Annotated in this window: 16 protein-coding genes; 6 read left to right on the top strand and 10 right to left on the bottom strand. The window is 75.9% G+C overall.

The annotated features are described in order from the left end of the window. Nucleotides 1-84: 84 nt before the first annotated feature. A complete protein-coding gene (locus tag V2S66_RS31160; protein WP_330800107.1) occupies nt 85-573 on the top strand; it encodes a hypothetical protein in 489 nt (162 codons plus the stop codon). Between the two features lie 144 nt (nt 574-717). Here V2S66_RS31160 and ung read toward each other — a convergent pair whose 3' ends face one another. From ung to V2S66_RS31135, 5 genes are all read right to left on the bottom strand, one after another. After that, nucleotides 718-1,395, bottom strand: a complete 678-nt coding sequence (ung, locus tag V2S66_RS31155) for a uracil-DNA glycosylase (protein WP_330800118.1) — start codon at nt 1,393-1,395, stop codon at nt 718-720. A gap of 136 nt (nt 1,396-1,531) precedes the next feature. Next, on the bottom strand, nt 1,532-2,290 hold the full coding sequence (locus tag V2S66_RS31150; protein ID WP_330800106.1) for an SDR family oxidoreductase: 759 nt from the start codon (nt 2,288-2,290) through the stop codon (nt 1,532-1,534). A 98-nt stretch (nt 2,291-2,388) separates the two neighbouring features. After that, nucleotides 2,389-3,150 (bottom strand): SDR family oxidoreductase, encoded by a 762-nt coding sequence (locus tag V2S66_RS31145; RefSeq protein ID WP_330800105.1) that lies wholly within the window; start codon nt 3,148-3,150, stop codon nt 2,389-2,391. A gap of 198 nt (nt 3,151-3,348) precedes the next feature. Continuing rightward, the gene (locus V2S66_RS31140; protein ID WP_330800104.1) at nt 3,349-3,732 is read right to left on the bottom strand and encodes a DUF3037 domain-containing protein; all 384 of its coding nucleotides are present in this window, start codon (nt 3,730-3,732) and stop codon (nt 3,349-3,351) included. Further along, nucleotides 3,729-4,562: a HipA family kinase gene (locus V2S66_RS31135; RefSeq protein ID WP_330800103.1), complete on the bottom strand. Its 834-nt coding sequence runs from the start codon at nt 4,560-4,562 to the stop codon at nt 3,729-3,731. The genes V2S66_RS31140 and V2S66_RS31135 overlap by 4 nt, the downstream gene beginning before the upstream one ends. Nucleotides 4,563-4,593: 31 nt before the next feature. On the opposite strand from V2S66_RS31135, the gene V2S66_RS31130 reads away from it, so the two are divergent. Both V2S66_RS31130 and V2S66_RS31125 read left to right on the top strand, forming a co-directional pair. Then, on the top strand, nt 4,594-6,753 hold the full coding sequence (locus tag V2S66_RS31130) for a S9 family peptidase (protein WP_330800102.1): 2,160 nt from the start codon (nt 4,594-4,596) through the stop codon (nt 6,751-6,753). Between the two features lie 97 nt (nt 6,754-6,850). After that, the gene (locus V2S66_RS31125) at nt 6,851-7,360 is read left to right on the top strand and encodes a Rieske (2Fe-2S) protein (RefSeq protein WP_330800101.1); all 510 of its coding nucleotides are present in this window, start codon (nt 6,851-6,853) and stop codon (nt 7,358-7,360) included. A 20-nt stretch (nt 7,361-7,380) separates the two neighbouring features. On the opposite strand, the gene V2S66_RS31120 is transcribed toward V2S66_RS31125, so the two are convergent. Continuing rightward, nucleotides 7,381-8,286, bottom strand: a complete 906-nt coding sequence (locus V2S66_RS31120; RefSeq protein WP_330800100.1) for a LysR family transcriptional regulator — start codon at nt 8,284-8,286, stop codon at nt 7,381-7,383. Between the two features lie 72 nt (nt 8,287-8,358). Here V2S66_RS31120 and V2S66_RS31115 point away from each other — a divergent pair, with 72 nt between their 5' ends. Further along, the gene (locus V2S66_RS31115; RefSeq protein ID WP_330800099.1) at nt 8,359-9,417 is read left to right on the top strand and encodes a DMT family transporter; all 1,059 of its coding nucleotides are present in this window, start codon (nt 8,359-8,361) and stop codon (nt 9,415-9,417) included. Nucleotides 9,418-9,445: 28 nt separating this feature from the next. On the opposite strand, the gene V2S66_RS31110 is transcribed toward V2S66_RS31115, so the two are convergent. Beyond that, entirely contained in the window at nt 9,446-10,786 is a 1,341-nt protein-coding gene (locus tag V2S66_RS31110) for an aminotransferase class I/II-fold pyridoxal phosphate-dependent enzyme (protein WP_330800098.1), read from the bottom strand. A 26-nt stretch (nt 10,787-10,812) separates the two neighbouring features. On the opposite strand from V2S66_RS31110, the gene V2S66_RS31105 reads away from it, so the two are divergent. After that, nucleotides 10,813-11,508, top strand: a complete 696-nt coding sequence (locus V2S66_RS31105) for a pyridoxamine 5'-phosphate oxidase family protein (protein WP_330800097.1) — start codon at nt 10,813-10,815, stop codon at nt 11,506-11,508. A gap of 27 nt (nt 11,509-11,535) precedes the next feature. Beyond that, nucleotides 11,536-12,207: an FMN-binding negative transcriptional regulator gene (locus tag V2S66_RS31100; protein WP_330800096.1), complete on the top strand. Its 672-nt coding sequence runs from the start codon at nt 11,536-11,538 to the stop codon at nt 12,205-12,207. 15 nt (nt 12,208-12,222) lie between these two features. Here V2S66_RS31100 and V2S66_RS31095 read toward each other — a convergent pair whose 3' ends face one another. The 3 genes from V2S66_RS31095 to V2S66_RS31085 form a co-directional block, all read right to left on the bottom strand. Beyond that, nucleotides 12,223-13,248 (bottom strand): DMT family transporter, encoded by a 1,026-nt coding sequence (locus V2S66_RS31095; protein WP_330800095.1) that lies wholly within the window; start codon nt 13,246-13,248, stop codon nt 12,223-12,225. Between the two features lie 196 nt (nt 13,249-13,444). Next, complete coding sequence (locus V2S66_RS31090; RefSeq protein WP_330800094.1) at nt 13,445-14,545, bottom strand: EamA family transporter; 1,101 nt, start codon at nt 14,543-14,545, stop codon at nt 13,445-13,447. A 197-nt stretch (nt 14,546-14,742) separates the two neighbouring features. Further along, nucleotides 14,743-15,468 carry a pyridoxine/pyridoxamine 5'-phosphate oxidase gene (locus tag V2S66_RS31085; RefSeq protein WP_330800093.1) on the bottom strand — a complete coding sequence of 242 codons (726 nt, stop codon included), beginning with the start codon at nt 15,466-15,468 and terminating at the stop codon, nt 14,743-14,745. Nucleotides 15,469-15,551 lie beyond the last annotated feature (83 nt).

The raw sequence follows: 15,551 nt of genomic DNA, 5'->3' as shown, positions 1-15,551 counted from the left end.
CGTCACCGCAGCATACGGTGTCGGCCGGAGGTTCACTCCTGCGGGGAATACCCGATCACTCCTGGTTCGTGCAGAGTTGGCCGGGTGCGTCCTCTCCCCCTCGTAGTGGTGCTGGTGGCGGCCTGGGCCGCGGCCGGCTGCGCCACCGTCTCCCCCGCCCCGCGGCCTTCAGGGCCGTCCCTGTCGTCCCACCCGGCCGCCGTGGCCGCAGGCGCCGCGCACCCGGACGGGGCGACGGGCGCCCGGTCCGGACCGCCGTCCGCGCCGCCGGTGCACCAGGCGATCGGCACGACGGGTCCGGACGTCGCGTCGACGCCGCACCCGGCGCCGGCGGAGGTCCGGCCCGCACCGGCCACACGGGTGGGGGCCGCCGCGCCGGACCCGGAGCGCCGGCGCGGCCGTTCGGGCCGGCGGCGGCCCGCCTTCCGGCCCGGCACGAACCGGTCGGGCACCGTTCCTCCGGCGCCGCTCGTGGGCCGCGCCCCCGACGTGTGCCGGCTCGGGCGGACGTACGGCGGCTGGTCGGGCGGCAGCCCCGCGGCGCGCATCTGCCGCGGCGCGTACGGCGGTTGACGCGACGCCGGATGCGGAGACCGGAGGCGGGCGGCCGGTGAGCGACGGCGGGCGAGCGACGGCGGCGGGCCGGCACGGATTGCCGGAACCCGCTCCCGTCCGTCCGCACCCGGCGTGCGGAAGCGGCCGTTCAGAGCTGCGCGCTCAGCGCTGCGCGGCGAGGTCCGGGACGCGCCAGTCGATCGGCGCGTGGCCCTGCGCCTTGACCGCTTCGTCGATCTGCCCGAACGGCTTGCTGCCGAGGAAGAGCTTGGCGGACAGCGGCGACGGGTGGGCGCCCTGGATGACGGCGTGCCGCTCGGTGTCGATCAGCGGCAGCTTCTTCTTCGCGTAGTTCCCCCACAGGACGAACACCGCGGGGTCGGGGCGGCCGGAGACCGCCGTGATCACCGCGTCGGTGAACTTCTCCCAGCCCCTGCCCTTGTGGGAGTTGGCCTCGCCCTCGCGGACCGTGAGCACCGCGTTGAGCAGCAGGACGCCCTGCTCGGCCCAGGGCATCAGGTAGCCGTTGTCCGGCACCGGGTAGCCGAACTCGTCCCGCAGCTCCTTGAAGATGTTGCGCAGCGACGGCGGGGTCCTGACCCCGGGCCGCACCGAGAAGCACAGCCCGTGGCCCTGCCCCTCGCCGTGGTACGGGTCCTGGCCGAGGATCAGCACCTTCACCTGGTCGAACGGCGTGGCCTCCAGGGCGGCGAACACCTGGTCCCGCGGCGGGAAGACGCGGTGCTCGCGCCGCTCGGCCTCGACGAACTCGGCGAGCTGCTGGAAGTAGGGCTTGTCCAACTCCTCGCCGAGAGCGGCCTGCCAGGAGTCGGGCAGCATGCTGGGCACGTCGGGAACCTCCGGTAAGCGATCCGTTGCTGCCTCAGAACCTAGCCCCACCCGCTGACAGCGCCCTCACCGACGGCGGGCTGTTCCTCCAGGCCCGCCGGCAGCGCCCGCGCGCGGCGCCCCCGTGTCAGTGGCCGGCCTGGAGGAACAGCCCGCCGTCGATGACCAGGTTCTGGCCGGTGATCCAGGCGGCCTGCTCGGAGAGCAGGAAGGCGGCGGCGCCGCCGATGTCCTCCGGTACGCCGAGCCGGCCCAGCGGGTAGGCCGCGGCGGCCTCCTCCTCGCGTCCCTCGTAGAGGGCGGCGGCGAACTTCGTCTTCACCACGGCGGGCGAGACGGAGTTGACCCGCACGCCGGGCGCCATCTCCGCGGCGAGCTGCACGGTCAGGTTGACCAGCGCGGCCTTGCTGACGCCGTAGGCGCCGATGAGCGGGGAGGGCGCGAGGCCCGCGACGGAGGCGACGTTGACGATCGCGCCGCCGTTGTCCTTCTGCCAGGCCCGCCAGGTCTGCTGGGCGAAACCGAGCGCGGAGATCACGTTGGTCTCGTAGACCTTGCGCGCGACGCCGAGGTCGAGGTCGGCGAGCAGGCCGTAGACGGGGTTGGTGCCCGCGTTGTTGGCCAGGTAGTCGATCCGGCCGAAGGCCGCCATGGCGCGCTCGACGGCGACGGCCTGGTGGGCCTCGTCGTGGGCCTTGCCGGCGACGCCGATGACGCGGTCGCTGCCGAGGCTTTCCACCGCCGCATTGAGGGCGTCCTCGTTGCGTCCGGTGATGCAGACGCGGTCACCGCGGGCGACGAGCGCCTCGGCGATGCCGTAGCCGATGCCGCGGCTTGCGCCGGTGACGAGTGCGGCGCGGCCGCTTTCCGGGGGGAGCTGAATCATGTGCTGGGCCTTCTTGACGTGGCGGATCGGCAGGGCCGCCGCCGGGACGGGCGGCGGGCGCGGAGGACCGGTGGGGACGGCGCGGGCGGGTGCGGGCGTCAGTCGAGCGGGCCGCCGGCCACGTACAGCACCTGACCGGAGACGAAGCCGGCCGCCTCACCGGTGAAGAAGGCCACGGCGTTGGCGACGTCGTCCGGCTCGCCGACCCGCTGGACCGGGATCTGGCCGGCGGCGGCGGTCTTGAAGTCCTCGAAGCCCATGCCGACGCGCGCGGCGGTGGCGGCGGTCATGTCGGTGGCGATGAAGCCGGGGGCGACGGCGTTGGCGGTGACGCCGAACTTGCCCAGCTCGATGGCGAGGGTCTTGGTGAGGCCCTGCATGCCCGCCTTGGCCGCCGAGTAGTTCGCCTGGCCGCGGTTGCCGAGCGCGGAGGACGAGGAGAGGTTCACCACCCGGCCGAACTTCGCGTCCACCATGTGCTTCTGGACGGCGCGGGTCATCAGGAAGGCGCCGCGCAGGTGCACGCCCAGCACGGTGTCCCAGTCGGCGGCGGTCATCTTGAAGAGCAGGTTGTCGCGGAGCACGCCGGCGTTGTTGACCAGGATGGTGGGCGCGCCCAGCTCGGCCGCGACCTTGGCGACGGCGGCCTCGACCTGCGCCTCGTCCGACACGTCCGCGCCGACCGCCAGCGCCCGGCCGCCGGCCGCGGTGATGGTGGCGACGGTGTCCTTGCAGGCGTCCTCGTCGAGGTCGAGTACCGCGACGGCGCGGCCTTCGGCGGCCAGCCGTACGGCGGTGGCGGCGCCGATCCCGCGGGCGGCCCCGGTGACGATCGCGACGCGCTGCTCGGTGGTGGACATCTGTGTCTCCTCAAGCCCGGTGGTGGAGCCGCCCGCACGTCCCGCGCATGAGCGACCGCTTAGTAGGTCCCGTAGCCGAAACCGTAGGAGCGCCGTGACCCTGTGTCAACGTCACCACGGGGGATGTGGCTGACCGCACGGACACCGGGGGCGCGTGCGGCCGCGTCCCTCCCGGCCGCGCACCCGGGAGGGACGCGATCAGCGGACCAGCAGCTCCAGCAGCCGGTCCGCCTCACGCGCGGCGTCCGCGGTCAGGCCGGTGTGGATGGGGCCGGGCTGGACCACCGTGGAGCGCGGCGCGGTGAGCCAGCGGAAGCGGCGCCCCGGGTCGTCCCCCGCCGCCTGGCCCGCGCCCTCGCCGCCGCCGCAGACGCCCTGGTAGCCGCGCAGCGCCGCCCGTACGCCGTCGACATCGATCGACGGGTCCAGGCAGCGCAGCCGGGCCTCGTCCAGGTGCACCCGGGCGCCCACGTATCCCTGCGCGCGGCAGTACACCAGCACGCCCGCGTTGATCATCTCGCCGCGCTCGATCCGCGGCACCACGCGGACGAGCGCGTACTCGAAGACGTCCCGCCCGTTCACCGCGATCCCTTCCCGTCGGCGTGTCCCTCGACCCACGGCCGCAGCCACTCCGGCGGCGGCTGCTTCTCGCGCCGCCCCGGCGCCATGGTGATCCGCTCGTGGACGTCCACCGCGCGGGCGCCCAGCAGTTCGCGGTAGGCGGCGCGCACGTCGTCCGGCGTGTCGAAGCCCGGCTCGCCGGTGAGCCACTCGTCGGGCACCAGTGAAGTGACCTCGGCGAGCAGGTCGTCGGTGACCTTGGCCGCCAACTCCTCGGCCACTGCCGCAGGATCGGGTGAGAAGCGGCTCAGCGCGTGGTCCGAGGCGTCGTACGGCTTGGCCGAAGCCGCCTGCGCGGACGCCCAGTTGTGGTGCCAGATCAGGGAGGCCCCGTGGTCGATCAGCCACAGGTCCCGGTGCCAGACCAGCATGTTAGGATTCCGCCACGACCGGTCGGCGTTGCCGATGAGCGCGTCGAACCACACGATGCGGCTCGCCTCCGCGGGATCCACGGTGAACACCAGCGGATCGAAGCCGAGGGAGCCGGGCAGGAAGTCCATCCCCAGGTTGAGCCCGCCGCTCGCCTTGAGCAGGTCCTGGATCTCCTGGTCCGGTTCGCCGAGCCCGATCACCGGATCGAAGTCGAAGCGCACGAGTTCGGGCACCCGCAGGTCCAGCCGCCTGCCGAGCTCTCCCGCGATCATCTCGGCGACGAGCGCCTTGCGGCCCTGGGCCGCGCCGACGAACTTCACCACGTAGGTGCCGAGGTCGTCCGCCTCGACCACACCGGGCACCGAGCCGCCCTCACGCAGCGGCGTCACGTACCGGATCCCGGTCACTTCTCTCACCATCCCCCCAGGTTATGCGGAGAAGACTGCCCTCATGGACAAGATCACCTCCGGTACCCAGGACTCCCCCGACCGCCGGGATCGCCCGCGCTCCCCCGACCACCGCGGCTTCCCCCGCCAGTTCGCCCGCACCCGGCGCTTCGCGCTCGGCGTCCCGCGCGCCTTCACCCTCACGCCCGAGGGCGACGGGGTGCTTTTCCTGCGCACGCGCGGCGCCGAGGACCCGGTGTCCTGCCTCTGGCGGCGCGACGCCGGCGGCGAGCGCCTGCTGGCCGACCCGGCCGACCTCGCGGGCGGCGCGCCCGCCGAGCTGCCCGAGGCCGAACGCGTCCGGCGCGAGCGGGCCCGCGAGCACACCTCGGGGATCGTCGGCTACGCCACCGACGCCGCGGTGCGCCTGGTCGTCCTCACCCTCGACGCGGCGCTGTGGACCTGCGATCCCGGCACCGGGCGCACCCGCCGCGTGCCGACCGCGGGACCGGTCGTCGACCCGCGCCCCGATCCGTCGGGCCGCCGCGTCGCCTACGTCACCGCGGGCGCGCTGCACGTCGTCGAGCTGGACTCCGGCGCGGACCGGACGCTCGCCGCGCCGGAGGGGCCGGAGGTGACGTACGGGCTGGCCGAGCACGTGGCCGCGGAGTCGATGGGCCGGCGCCGCGGCCACTGGTGGGCCCCGGACGGGGAACGGCTGCTGGTCGCCCGGGTGGACACCTCGCCGGTACGGCGCTGGTGGATCGCCGACCCGGCCGACCCGGCCCGCCCGCCGCGCGAGGTGCCCTACCCGGCGGCGGGCACCGCCAACGCCGACGTCTCGCTGCACGTCCTCGGCCTGGACGGCGCCAGGACCGCGATCGACTGGGACCGCACCGCCTACGAGTACGTGACCGCCGCGCACTGGGACGCGCACGGCCCGCTCGTCGGTGTGCAGAGCCGCGACCAGCGGACCGTGCGGGTGCTCGACTGCGACCCCGGCAGCGGCGCCACCCGGGTGCTGCACGAGCAGCGCGACCCGGCCTGGGTGCAGCTGATCCCCGGCACCCCGGTCCGCACCGCCTCCGGCGCGCTGGTGCACACCGCGGACGAGGGCGACACCCGGCGGCTGACCGTCGACGGGCGGCCGGTGACGCCCGAAGGACTGCAGATCCGTGAAGTGGTGGGCGTCGAAGGGGAGTCGGTGCTGTTCGTCGCCTCCGACGAGCCGACCGAGGCGCACCTGTGGTCGTACGACCCGGCCCGGCGGCCCGTGGGCGCGGGCGGCCCGCTCGTGCGGCTGAGCGAGGGGCCCGGGGTGCACGCGGGGCAGCGGGCCGGCGCGGGCCTGCTGCTCGCCTCGCACACCGAGGGCGGCCAGGAGTTCCGGTTCTCGTCGGGCGGGAGATCGCTGCCCGTGGCGAACCTGGCCGCCGAACCCCTGGTGCGGCCGCGCCCGGTGTGGCTGCGGGCTGGCGAACGCGCCCTGCGCACCGCGCTGTTGCTGCCCTCCTGGTACGAACCGGGCGTCGGCCCGCTGCCGGTGCTCCTCGCGCCGTACGGCGGGCCCGCGATGCAGCTGGCGGTGCGCGCCAGGAGCGGACCGCTGTGCCAGGCGCAGTGGTTCGCCGAGGAGGGCTTCGCGGTGGTGGTGGCGGACGGCCGCGGCACTCCGGGGCGGGGCCCGCGGTGGGAGAAGACCGTGCACGGGGACACGCTGACCGCGCCGGTGGAGGACCAGGTGCGCGCGCTGCACGCGGCTGCGAGCCACTGCCCCGACCTGGACCTGACGCGGGTGGCGATCCGCGGCTGGAGCTTCGGCGGCTCGCTGGCCGCGATGGCGGTGCTGCGCCGGCCCGACGTCTTCCACGCGGCGGTCTGCGGCGCGGGGCCGAGCGACCAGCGGCTGTACGACACGCACTGGCGCGAGCGGTTCCTCGGCCACCCGGACGAGGACCCCGCGGCGTACGAGCGCTCCTCGCCGATCTCCGAGGCGGCGTCGCTCTCCCGGCCGCTGCTGCTGGTGCACGGCCTCGCCGACGACAACGTGGTGGCGGCGCACACCCTGCGGATGTCGGCGGCGCTGCTCGCCGCGGGGCGGCCGCACCAGGTGCTGCCGCTGTCGCGCGTCACCCACTCGCCCTCGGACGAGGTGGTGGTGGAGGGGCTGATGCGGCACGAGGTGGATTTCCTGCGCACCGCGCTGAACGCCGCGGCGCCCTGATCCGTATGACCCGGCACGCGTGAAGCACAGCACGCCGCCGGGCACCGGACCTCACCTGTCCGCCCGCCCGGCCCCACCAGCGGACAGGATGCAGCACATGGCCGACAACCCCGGATTCCCCGAGTCCCCCTCCCGCCGCGGCGTCGTCGCCGCGGCGGGCGGCGCGGGTCTCGCCGCCGTTCTCACCGCCTGCGGCTCCGGCTCCGACTCCGCCGCCGGCTCCAAGCGCGGCGCGGACTCGCCCTCCTCCGGCGGGGCGTCCACCGGCGCCGGCGCCCCGTCCTCCGACCCCACGACCTCGGCCGCGGCCGGCGGCGGCGGGACGGCGCTGGCCAGGACCTCGGAAATCCCGGTCGGCGGCGGCAAGGTCTTCGCCGCCCAGAAGGTGGTCGTCACCCAGCCGACCGCCGGCCAGTTCAAGGCGTTCTCCGCGGTCTGCACGCACCAGGGCTGCACCGTCGCGGGCGTCGCCGACGGCGTCATCAGCTGCCCGTGCCACGGCAGCAAGTTCCACGTGGCCGACGGCAGCGTCGCCGACGGCCCGGCGAGCGCGCCCCTTCCGGCCAAGCAGGTCACCGTCTCCGGGGGCGAGGTGACGCTGGCCTGAGACGGCGCCGCCCGGCCGCGTCACCGGGGATGATCGCCGGCCGAGCGGCGCAGCGCGTCGACCGCCGCCCGGATCGCGGGACGGCGGTCGGCGTCCGCCCGCCACACCGCGTAGACGTGGCGGCGCATGGTGTGGCGCACCGGGGTGATGCGGACGCCGGCCGGCATCGGGTCGCGGCCCAGCCGCGGCATCACCGCCACGCCGAGCCCCGCGGCGACCAGCGCGAGGACGGTGGCGTGCTCCTCGGCGTGGTGGGCGATGCGCGGCTCGATGCCCTTCCCGCGCAGCGTGAACAGCAGCCACTCGTGGCAGAAGCCGCCGTCGGGCCAGGCGATCCAGTCCTCGTCCGCGAGCTCGACGAGATCGATCAGCTCCCGGTCCTCCAGCCGGTGGCCCGCGGGCAGCGCGACGTCCACGATGTCGTCCAGGAGCGGCGCCTTGGCGAGGCCGCCCGGCAGCGAGAGCGGCTTGTTGTACCAGTCCAGGACGATGGCCAGGTCGATGTCGCCGCGGGTCAGCCGGGCCAGCTGGTCCTGCGGTTCCAGCTCGTGGACGACGGTGCGCAGCTGCGGGTGCGCGCGGCGCAGCTCGCGCAGCGCCTCGGGGAACAGGCCGCGGACCGCGGTGGGGAACGCGCCGGCCCGCAGCTCGCCGACGGCGGCGCCGCGGTGCGCCTCCAGGTCGGCGTGGGCCAGTTCGACCAGCGACAGTATCCGTTCGGCGTGGCCGGACAGCAGCCGGCCCGCGTCGGTGAGCCGGACCCCGCGGCCGTTCCTGGCCAGCAGCGACTGGCCGGTCTCCCGCTCCAGCTTGGCCATCTGCTGGGAGACCGCGGAGGTCGTCACGCTCAGCACGTCCGCCGCGGCGCTCACCGAGCCGTAGGTGTCGATGGCGTGCAGGATGCGGAGGCGCTCCAGACTCAACATGTAAGCGATTCTACGTTGTCCGTGTAAGAAAACTCGCTTGTTCTAAGAGGTCCCGCGGTCCATCGTGGTGCCATGAGCGCACCCGCCGAGAGCCGCAGCAGCACCGAGAGCCGCCGCACCACCGAGATCGGCACGACTGAGATCGGCACGGCTGCGACGGCCGTCGACGATCCCCCGCCGGTCCCGGCTCCCCCGGCCGCGCCCGCCGGTCTCGGCCGGTTCGTGGACTGGCGGATCCGCTTCGTCGCGCTCGGCCTGGTCTGGGGGTTCAGCTTCCTGTTCATGAAGGTGGGGAACGAGGCGTTCGCCCCTCTCCAGGTGACCCTGGGCCGGATGGTGTTCGGCACCGCCGTGCTGGCCGTCGCCCTCGTCGCCCGGCGCGAGCGGCTGCCGCGCGGCGGGCGCACCTGGCTGCATCTGACCGTCGCCGCCTTCCTGCTCAACGCGCTGCCGTTCTCGCTGTTCGCCACCGCCGAGCAGACCATCCCCTCGGTGCTGGCCGGGATGTGCAACGCGGCGACTCCGCTGTTCTCGATGCTCGTCTCGGTGGTGGCGCTCTCCGAGGACCGTCCGTCGCGGCAGCGGTTCGCCGGGGTCGGCATCGGCTTCGTGGGGGTGCTCACCGTCCTCGGCGCCTGGCAGGGCTTCTCCGGCCAGGACCCCGAGGGCACGCTCATGGCGCTCACGGCGGCCTTCAGCTACGCGGTCGGCTGGGCGTACGTCCGCCGCACACTGGCCGGCACCGGCAGCTCCAACCTGTCCATGTCCGCCGCCCAGTTGGCGATCGGCACGGGACAGCTCCTGCTGGTGACGCCGTTCTTCACCTCGGTGCCGGACTCCTATCCGCTGAAGTCGGTGCTGTCGGTGCTGGCGCTGGGCGCGCTGGGCACCGGCCTCGCCTTCCTCGTGCAGTACGGCCTGGTGGCGGAGAAGGGCCCGACCATCGGCGCGATGGTCACCTACCTCATACCGATCGTGGCCACCGCGGCCGGCGCGCTGCTCCTCGGCGAGTCCCTGAGCTGGAACGAACCGGTGGGCGCCGCGGTGATCCTGTTCGGCGCCGCGCTCACCCAGCGGCGGCCCAGGCCGGGCCGGGCCGGCAGAGCCGCCGCGCGCGCCGACGCGATCTGACCGGCGGGCTCGGGCGAGCGGCCCGCGCTCAGGCGTAGCGGCCCGCGCCGGTGGGCCGCAGCACCTCGGCGACGGCGTCGGCGAGCGGCGTGACGTCCTGCGGGCCGAGCGGGGAGACGGTCAGCCGCACGCCGGGCCGCGACCGCGCCCGGAAGCGGGCGCCGGGCGCGACCGCCCAGCCCCGCTGCAGCAGTCCGGCCACCGCGCCGGTCTCGTCGGAGACCGGGACCCAGACGTTCATGCCGCTGCGCCCGTGCGCGGCGACCCCGCGGTCGGCCAGCGCGGCGAGCAGCGCCTCGCGCCGTGCGTCGTAGGAGCGTGCGGTCGCGTCCGGGTCCAGCGCGCCGCTCTGCCACAGGTGGACCACCGCGCGCTGCAGCAGGTGGCTGACCCAGCCGGCGCCGAGCCGGTGCCGGCCGCGGACCCGGTCGACGGTGACGGCGTCCCCGGTGTAGAGGGCGAGGCGCAGGTCGGGCCCGTACGCCTTGGCGGTGGAGCGCACCAGCGCCCAGTGCTCGGTGGCGCCGGACAGGCAGTGCAGCGGCTCCGCGGTCAGGCCGTGCACGTGGTCGTCGTCGACGACCAGCACCTGGCGGTGGGCGGCCAGCAGGTCCCGCAGCCGCGCCGCGCGGTCCGCGGACAGCGCGGCGCCGGTCGGGTTCTGCCCGCGGTCGGTGACGACCAGGGCGCGCGCCCCCGCGGCCAGCGCGCGGGCCACGTCGGCGGCCAGCGGGCCCTCGTCGTCCACGCCGACCGGGACCGCGCGCAGACCCAGCGCGGGCACCAGGTCCAGCAGGCTGCCCCAGCCCGGGTCCTCGACGGCGACCGCGTCGCCGGGCCTGAGGTGGGCGGCCAGCACCCGTTCCATCGCGTCCAGCGATCCCGAGGCCAGGCCCACCGGGCCGGCGGGCACGCCGTCGGCGTCGAAGGCGGCGCGGGCGAGCCGCGCCAGGTCGGCGTCGACCGGCGGGCCGCCGTAGAGGGCGGGCGAGCGCGCGTGGTGCGCGGCGGCCGCGGCGAGCGCCTCGGCCAGCGGCGGCAGCAGCGCGACGTCCGGGTTGCCGGTGGAGATGTCGCGGACGCCCGGCGGCACGTCGATCCTGATGCTGTCGCGCGGCGCGGTCGCGGGCCGGGCCCGCACCCTGCTGCCGCGGCGGCCCGCCGTCTCGATCACCCCGCGGTCGCGCAGCAGCCGGTAGGCGGCCGCGACGGTGTTCGGGTTGACGTCCAGCTCCCGCGCCAACTCCCGCAGCGGCGGCAGGGTTTCGCCCGGCCGCAGCGCTCCCGCGCCGACCGCGCCCTCGATGTCGGCGGCAATAGCCGATGCGCCCCGACCAGTGATCCGATACTCTCCTAGCACAAACAGCATTATGCACTAGTTCAAAGGATGGTGCCATGGACAGCGCCGCGCCGCCGCCTCCGTACCCGCCGTCGGACCTCACCGTCCCGACCCGCCTGCGCGAGCGCGCGTCGTACGACCGCGCGGTGGTGCACGGCATCCTCGACGACGGCTACGTGTGCCACCTCGGTTTCGTCCGCGACGGCCGGCCGGTGGTGCTGCCGACGCTGTACGCGCGGTCCGGCGAACGGCTCTACGTGCACGGGTCGACCGGCTCGCGGCCGCTGCGCGGCGCCTCGGCCGGGCTCGCGGTGTGCCTGACCGTCACCCATGTCGACGGGCTGGTGCTGGCCCGCTCCGCCTTCCACCACTCCCTCAACTACCGCTCGGTGGTGGTGCACGGCACCGCCCGCCAGGTCACCGACCCGGCCGAGAAGTCGGCGGCGCTGGACGCGATCGTCGAGCAGGTGGTGCCGGGCCGGGCGGCCGACTCCCGCCGGGCGAACTCCAGGGAGCTGGCCGCCACCGCCGTCCTGCGGCTGGACCTCGCCGAGGTCTCCGCCAAGATCCGCACCGGCGGCCCGAGCGACGAGCCGGAGGACGCCGCGCTCCCCTACTGGACGGGCGTCGTCCCGGTGACCCGCGGGCACGGGCAGCCGCTGCCGGCCGACGACCTCGACCCGGCCGTCGCGCTGCCCGGCTACCTCACCGCGGACCGCCCGGCGCCCGGCGCACCGCACGGCGCGGCCTGACCCGCCACGGAAGATCCGGAGGACCTCGTGCTGATCCACCCCTGGGACGCGCCCGCCGACGACGACGAGTGGCGCGAGTGGCTCACCGCCCGCGACTTCGGGCAGCTGGCGGTCAACGGCCTCGACGGCGAACCGCCGTTCGTCCAGCCGGTGCACTTCGCGTACGACCCCGGGCCCGGCGGGCACGGCGAGGCGCTGCTCCACCTCGCCCGGCCCAACCCGCTGTGGGCGGCGCTGTCGGCGAGCCCGCGGGTCACCCTCAGCGTCGTCGACGACTACGTCTTCATCCCCGGGCCCTGGCACGCCGCGCCGGACGCGCCGGCCGAGCACGGCACCCCGACGAGCTTCTACGCCGCCGTCCAACTGCTCGGCGTGGCGCATGTGCTGGACGACCCGCGGGACAAGGCAGCGCTGCTGGAGCGCCAGCTCGCCCACTTCCAGCCGGCCGGCGGCACCGCGCCGGTGGGGTCGCCCGACGCGCCGTTCGGCCGGATGCTGCCGGGCATCCGCGGGGTCCGGATCGAGGTCACCTCCGTGCGGGCCAAGTTCAAGTACGGCGGCAACAAGCCGCGCGAGGTCCAGCGCCGGGTCACCGGACTGCTCGCCGCCCGCGCCGCGCCGCACGATCTCGCCGCCCGCGCCCACCAGCTGAGGCGGCTGGCGGCGTTCGACGCGAACGACGCGGGCGGCGGGGCGTAGGGCTGCCGCCCCGGGTCAGTCCACGTCGGCGGCCGGCACAGGCGCGGGCGCGGGTGTGGAGGGGGACGCGGGCGCGGGTGTGGACACGGGCGCTGCCGGAGCGGCCCGGCCGGCGGCCGCCTCCTGGCAGGCCAGGGCCGCCACCGCGGCCAGCAGGATCACCGTGCCGGCGAGGGTCGCGGCGGTGAGGCGTTCGCCGAGCAGCAGCACGGCGAGGGCCGCCGCCGAGACCGGTTCGATCAGCGCGACCACCGAGACGGTCGCCGCCCGCAGCACGGCCGCGCCCGCGAAGTACAGCGCGTAGGCGAGCGCGGTCGGCACGACGGCGAGGTAGCCGAGCAGCAGCACGGTCCGGCCGAGCCCCGTGGCGTCCGGCGCGATGCCCTCACCGAGCGCGGCGGGCAGCAGCGCCAGCGCGCAGACGCCGAAGGACCACAGCGCGGTGTCCAGCGGGTCGCCCGCCGTGCCCCGGCTGCCGTGCCAGCGGGTGAGCAGCGTGATGCCGGCGTACCCGGCGGCGGAGAGCACCGCGAGGAGGACGCCCGCGGTGCTCTCCGCCGCCGGCCCGCCGCCGACCACCAGGACGGCGAGCCCGGCGGGCGCTCCCGCGACCGCGACCACGCCGCCGCGGCCGAGCCGTTCGCCCATCGCCAGGCGGGCGGCCAGAGCGATCATGACCGGGCCCGCGCCGAGCGTGACCACGGTCGCGACCGCCAGTCCGGTCGACTTGACCGCGCAGAAGTACGCGGCCTGGAAGAGCGTCAGGCCCGCGCCCGTGGTGAGCACGCGCAGCACCGAGCGCGGGCGGGCGGGCCGCCGGGGGCGCAGCAGGCGGACGGCGAGCAGCAGGACGAAGCCGCCGGCCGCGCGCCAGAAGGTGAGTCCGAGCGGGCCGAGCCCGCTGCCCCGGTAGAGCAGGGCGGCCGCGGCGCCCGCGGTCCCCCAGGCGGTGGCGGCGAAGACGACGGACAGCAGGCCGCGGCCGACGGACAGGGCCGGGCGGGCCTGCGGGGAGGCAGGCCGGATGGGCGTGAGTGGCACGAGAGTTCTCCCGCGAAAGAGGTGAGCAGGGGGCACGTCACCGTCTGCGGGCAGCACTCACCGTCCGGTCCTGCGCGGCCGCACAGCGGCCCGACGCCCGTCCCGTTCCGTGACCTCATCCGGCCGCGCGCGTGCGCGCGGGCCGCCCGCGTCAGCGGGTGGGAGGGGGAAGCACAGTGGAATGCATGCGGTCAGCCTACCGGGAGGCCGGGTCGGCGGCGCCGGCCTGGCGCGCGGCGGCCGCCGCCGGGTTCGCGTCCTGCTCCGCCGAGTTGGCGCGCTCCCCCGGATTGCCGGACTCCCCCCGCCGCCCGTGCTGCGCCGCGCCCGTGCGGGAGGAGGCGACTTCGAGCGTCGGCTGCGGCGAGGAGGCGGACGGGGAGGCCGGCCGGGAGGACGCGGCGGTCTGGGCGACGAACGCCCCGCACAGGACGAGCGCGCCGCCGGCCACCTGCACCGCGCCGAGGTGCTCGCCGAGCAGGAACCAGGCCAGCACCGTCCCGACGACCGCCTCGATGCAGGCGACGACCCCGGCGACCTGCGGGGTGAGCCGGCGCACCGCGAGGACTCCGGACAGGTACGCGACGACGGTGGCGACGAGCACGATCCAGCCGACCAGCAGGACCGACGGCACCTCGCGTTCGCCGAGCGCGGCCCGGTGGGCGAGCGCGCCGAAGGCGATGTTCCACGGCCGCGCGACGGCGGTGAGCAGCACGGTGCCGACGATGAGGCCGTAGGCGATGACCGCCACCGGGTCGGGCGCGTCCTCGCCGGCGGAGCCGTGGTCGGCGAGGACGAAGTACGCCACCTGGCAGCAGGCCGCGCCGAAGGCGCAGAGCAGGCCCAGCGCGTCGAAGGCCAGCCCGGACCAGACCTCCACGACACACGCCATCCCGGAGACGGCGAGCAGCACGCCGACGGCCGCGGCCCCGCTGACCGGGCGGCGCTGCACGAACCGCACCCAGCCGAGCAGCAGCGCCGGGCCGAGGTACTCCACCAGGATCGCGACGCCGACCGGGATGCGGGAGATCGCGACGAAGTACAGCGCCTGGCAGCCGGCGACGCCGAGGGCGCCGAAGCCGAGCAGCAGTCCGGGCCGCAGCCGGGGCAGTTCACGGTGGCGGAGCGCCACCGGCAGCAGGATGAGCGCGGCGCCCGCGACGCGCATCCAGACCACGTGCAGCGGGTCGAAGCCCGCCTCGATCAGCGGTTTGGCGGCCACCCCTGATCCGCCGAACGCGACCGCCGACACCAGGGCGAGTCCGAGGCCCCTGGTCCTCCCCGACCATGCTTGCATCCGGCCATGATGTCAGTCGGCGACAGGACCGTCATCCCGATGGCGGCTGACATCGAGCCCGGCCGCCTCCAGCACCGCGACGGCCCGTGCAGCGGGGGCGGCGACGGGCGCGTCGACCGGGCCCCACCGGCCGTGCCCGGCCGCGCCCCACCGCGCCCGGCCGTGTGCAGGCCTCCCCCGGCCGCCCCGACCGCCCGTCAGGGCCAGAGCTGCGACCTGATCCAGCCGTTCTCGGCGGTGCGCTCGTAGCGCAGCCGCAGGTGCCCGCGGTCGGGGTCGGCCTGGAAGAACTCGGCGTCCTGGGCGCGCAGCCGGTAGACGGTGTGCGTCTCGGGGACGCTGCCCGGCTCGGCCGCCACCACCTCCTGCGCGGCGCGGCGGGCCCGCTCGTACTCCTCGGGGCCGGCCAGCGGCGCGCTCTGCCGTCCGGTGAAGCCGGCCGCGCGGGAGGCGGGGCTGCGGCCGAGGAAGTCCTGCCGGGTGATCCGCGGTCCGAGCACCGTGACCGGCCCGGTCAGCCGGATCTGCCGGCCGTGCGCGGGCCAGTAGAAGGTGAGCGCGGCCCGCGGGTTGGCGGCCAGGTCGCGGCCCTTGCGGCTGCGGGCGTCGGTGGCGAAGACGTACGCGCAGTCCGCCGTGTCGATGCCGCGCAGGATCAGCACCCGGGCGCTGGGCGTGCCGTCCGGGCTCGCCGTGCTCAGCGTCATGACCTGCGGCTCGGGCAGGCGGTCGGCGAGCGCCCGGTCCAGCCAGCGGGCGAAGAGCGGGCCGGGCGCCCCGGGGGCCGTCGCCGGGTCGAACCGCGGCAGCTCCCCGGCGAGCACCGGCGCCGCCCGCACCCGCCCGAGCAGCGCCTCGTCGTCGTACCCGGCGGCGCCGCCGCCATCGGCCACACCGCCGTCCTGGGTGCCGGTACCGCCCACGTGTCCTCCCATGTGCCCTGCGCGGTGTCTGATGGACCGCGGGGCCGGTGTGCCGGGCCCCGCGGTCCATCAGACACCAGACG

Origin of the sequence: Actinacidiphila polyblastidii (assembly GCF_036353415.1) — a bacterium.
Lineage (GTDB): Bacteria > Actinomycetota > Actinomycetes > Streptomycetales > Streptomycetaceae > Actinacidiphila > Actinacidiphila polyblastidii.
This window is presented reverse-complemented; position numbering and strand designations above follow the sequence as displayed.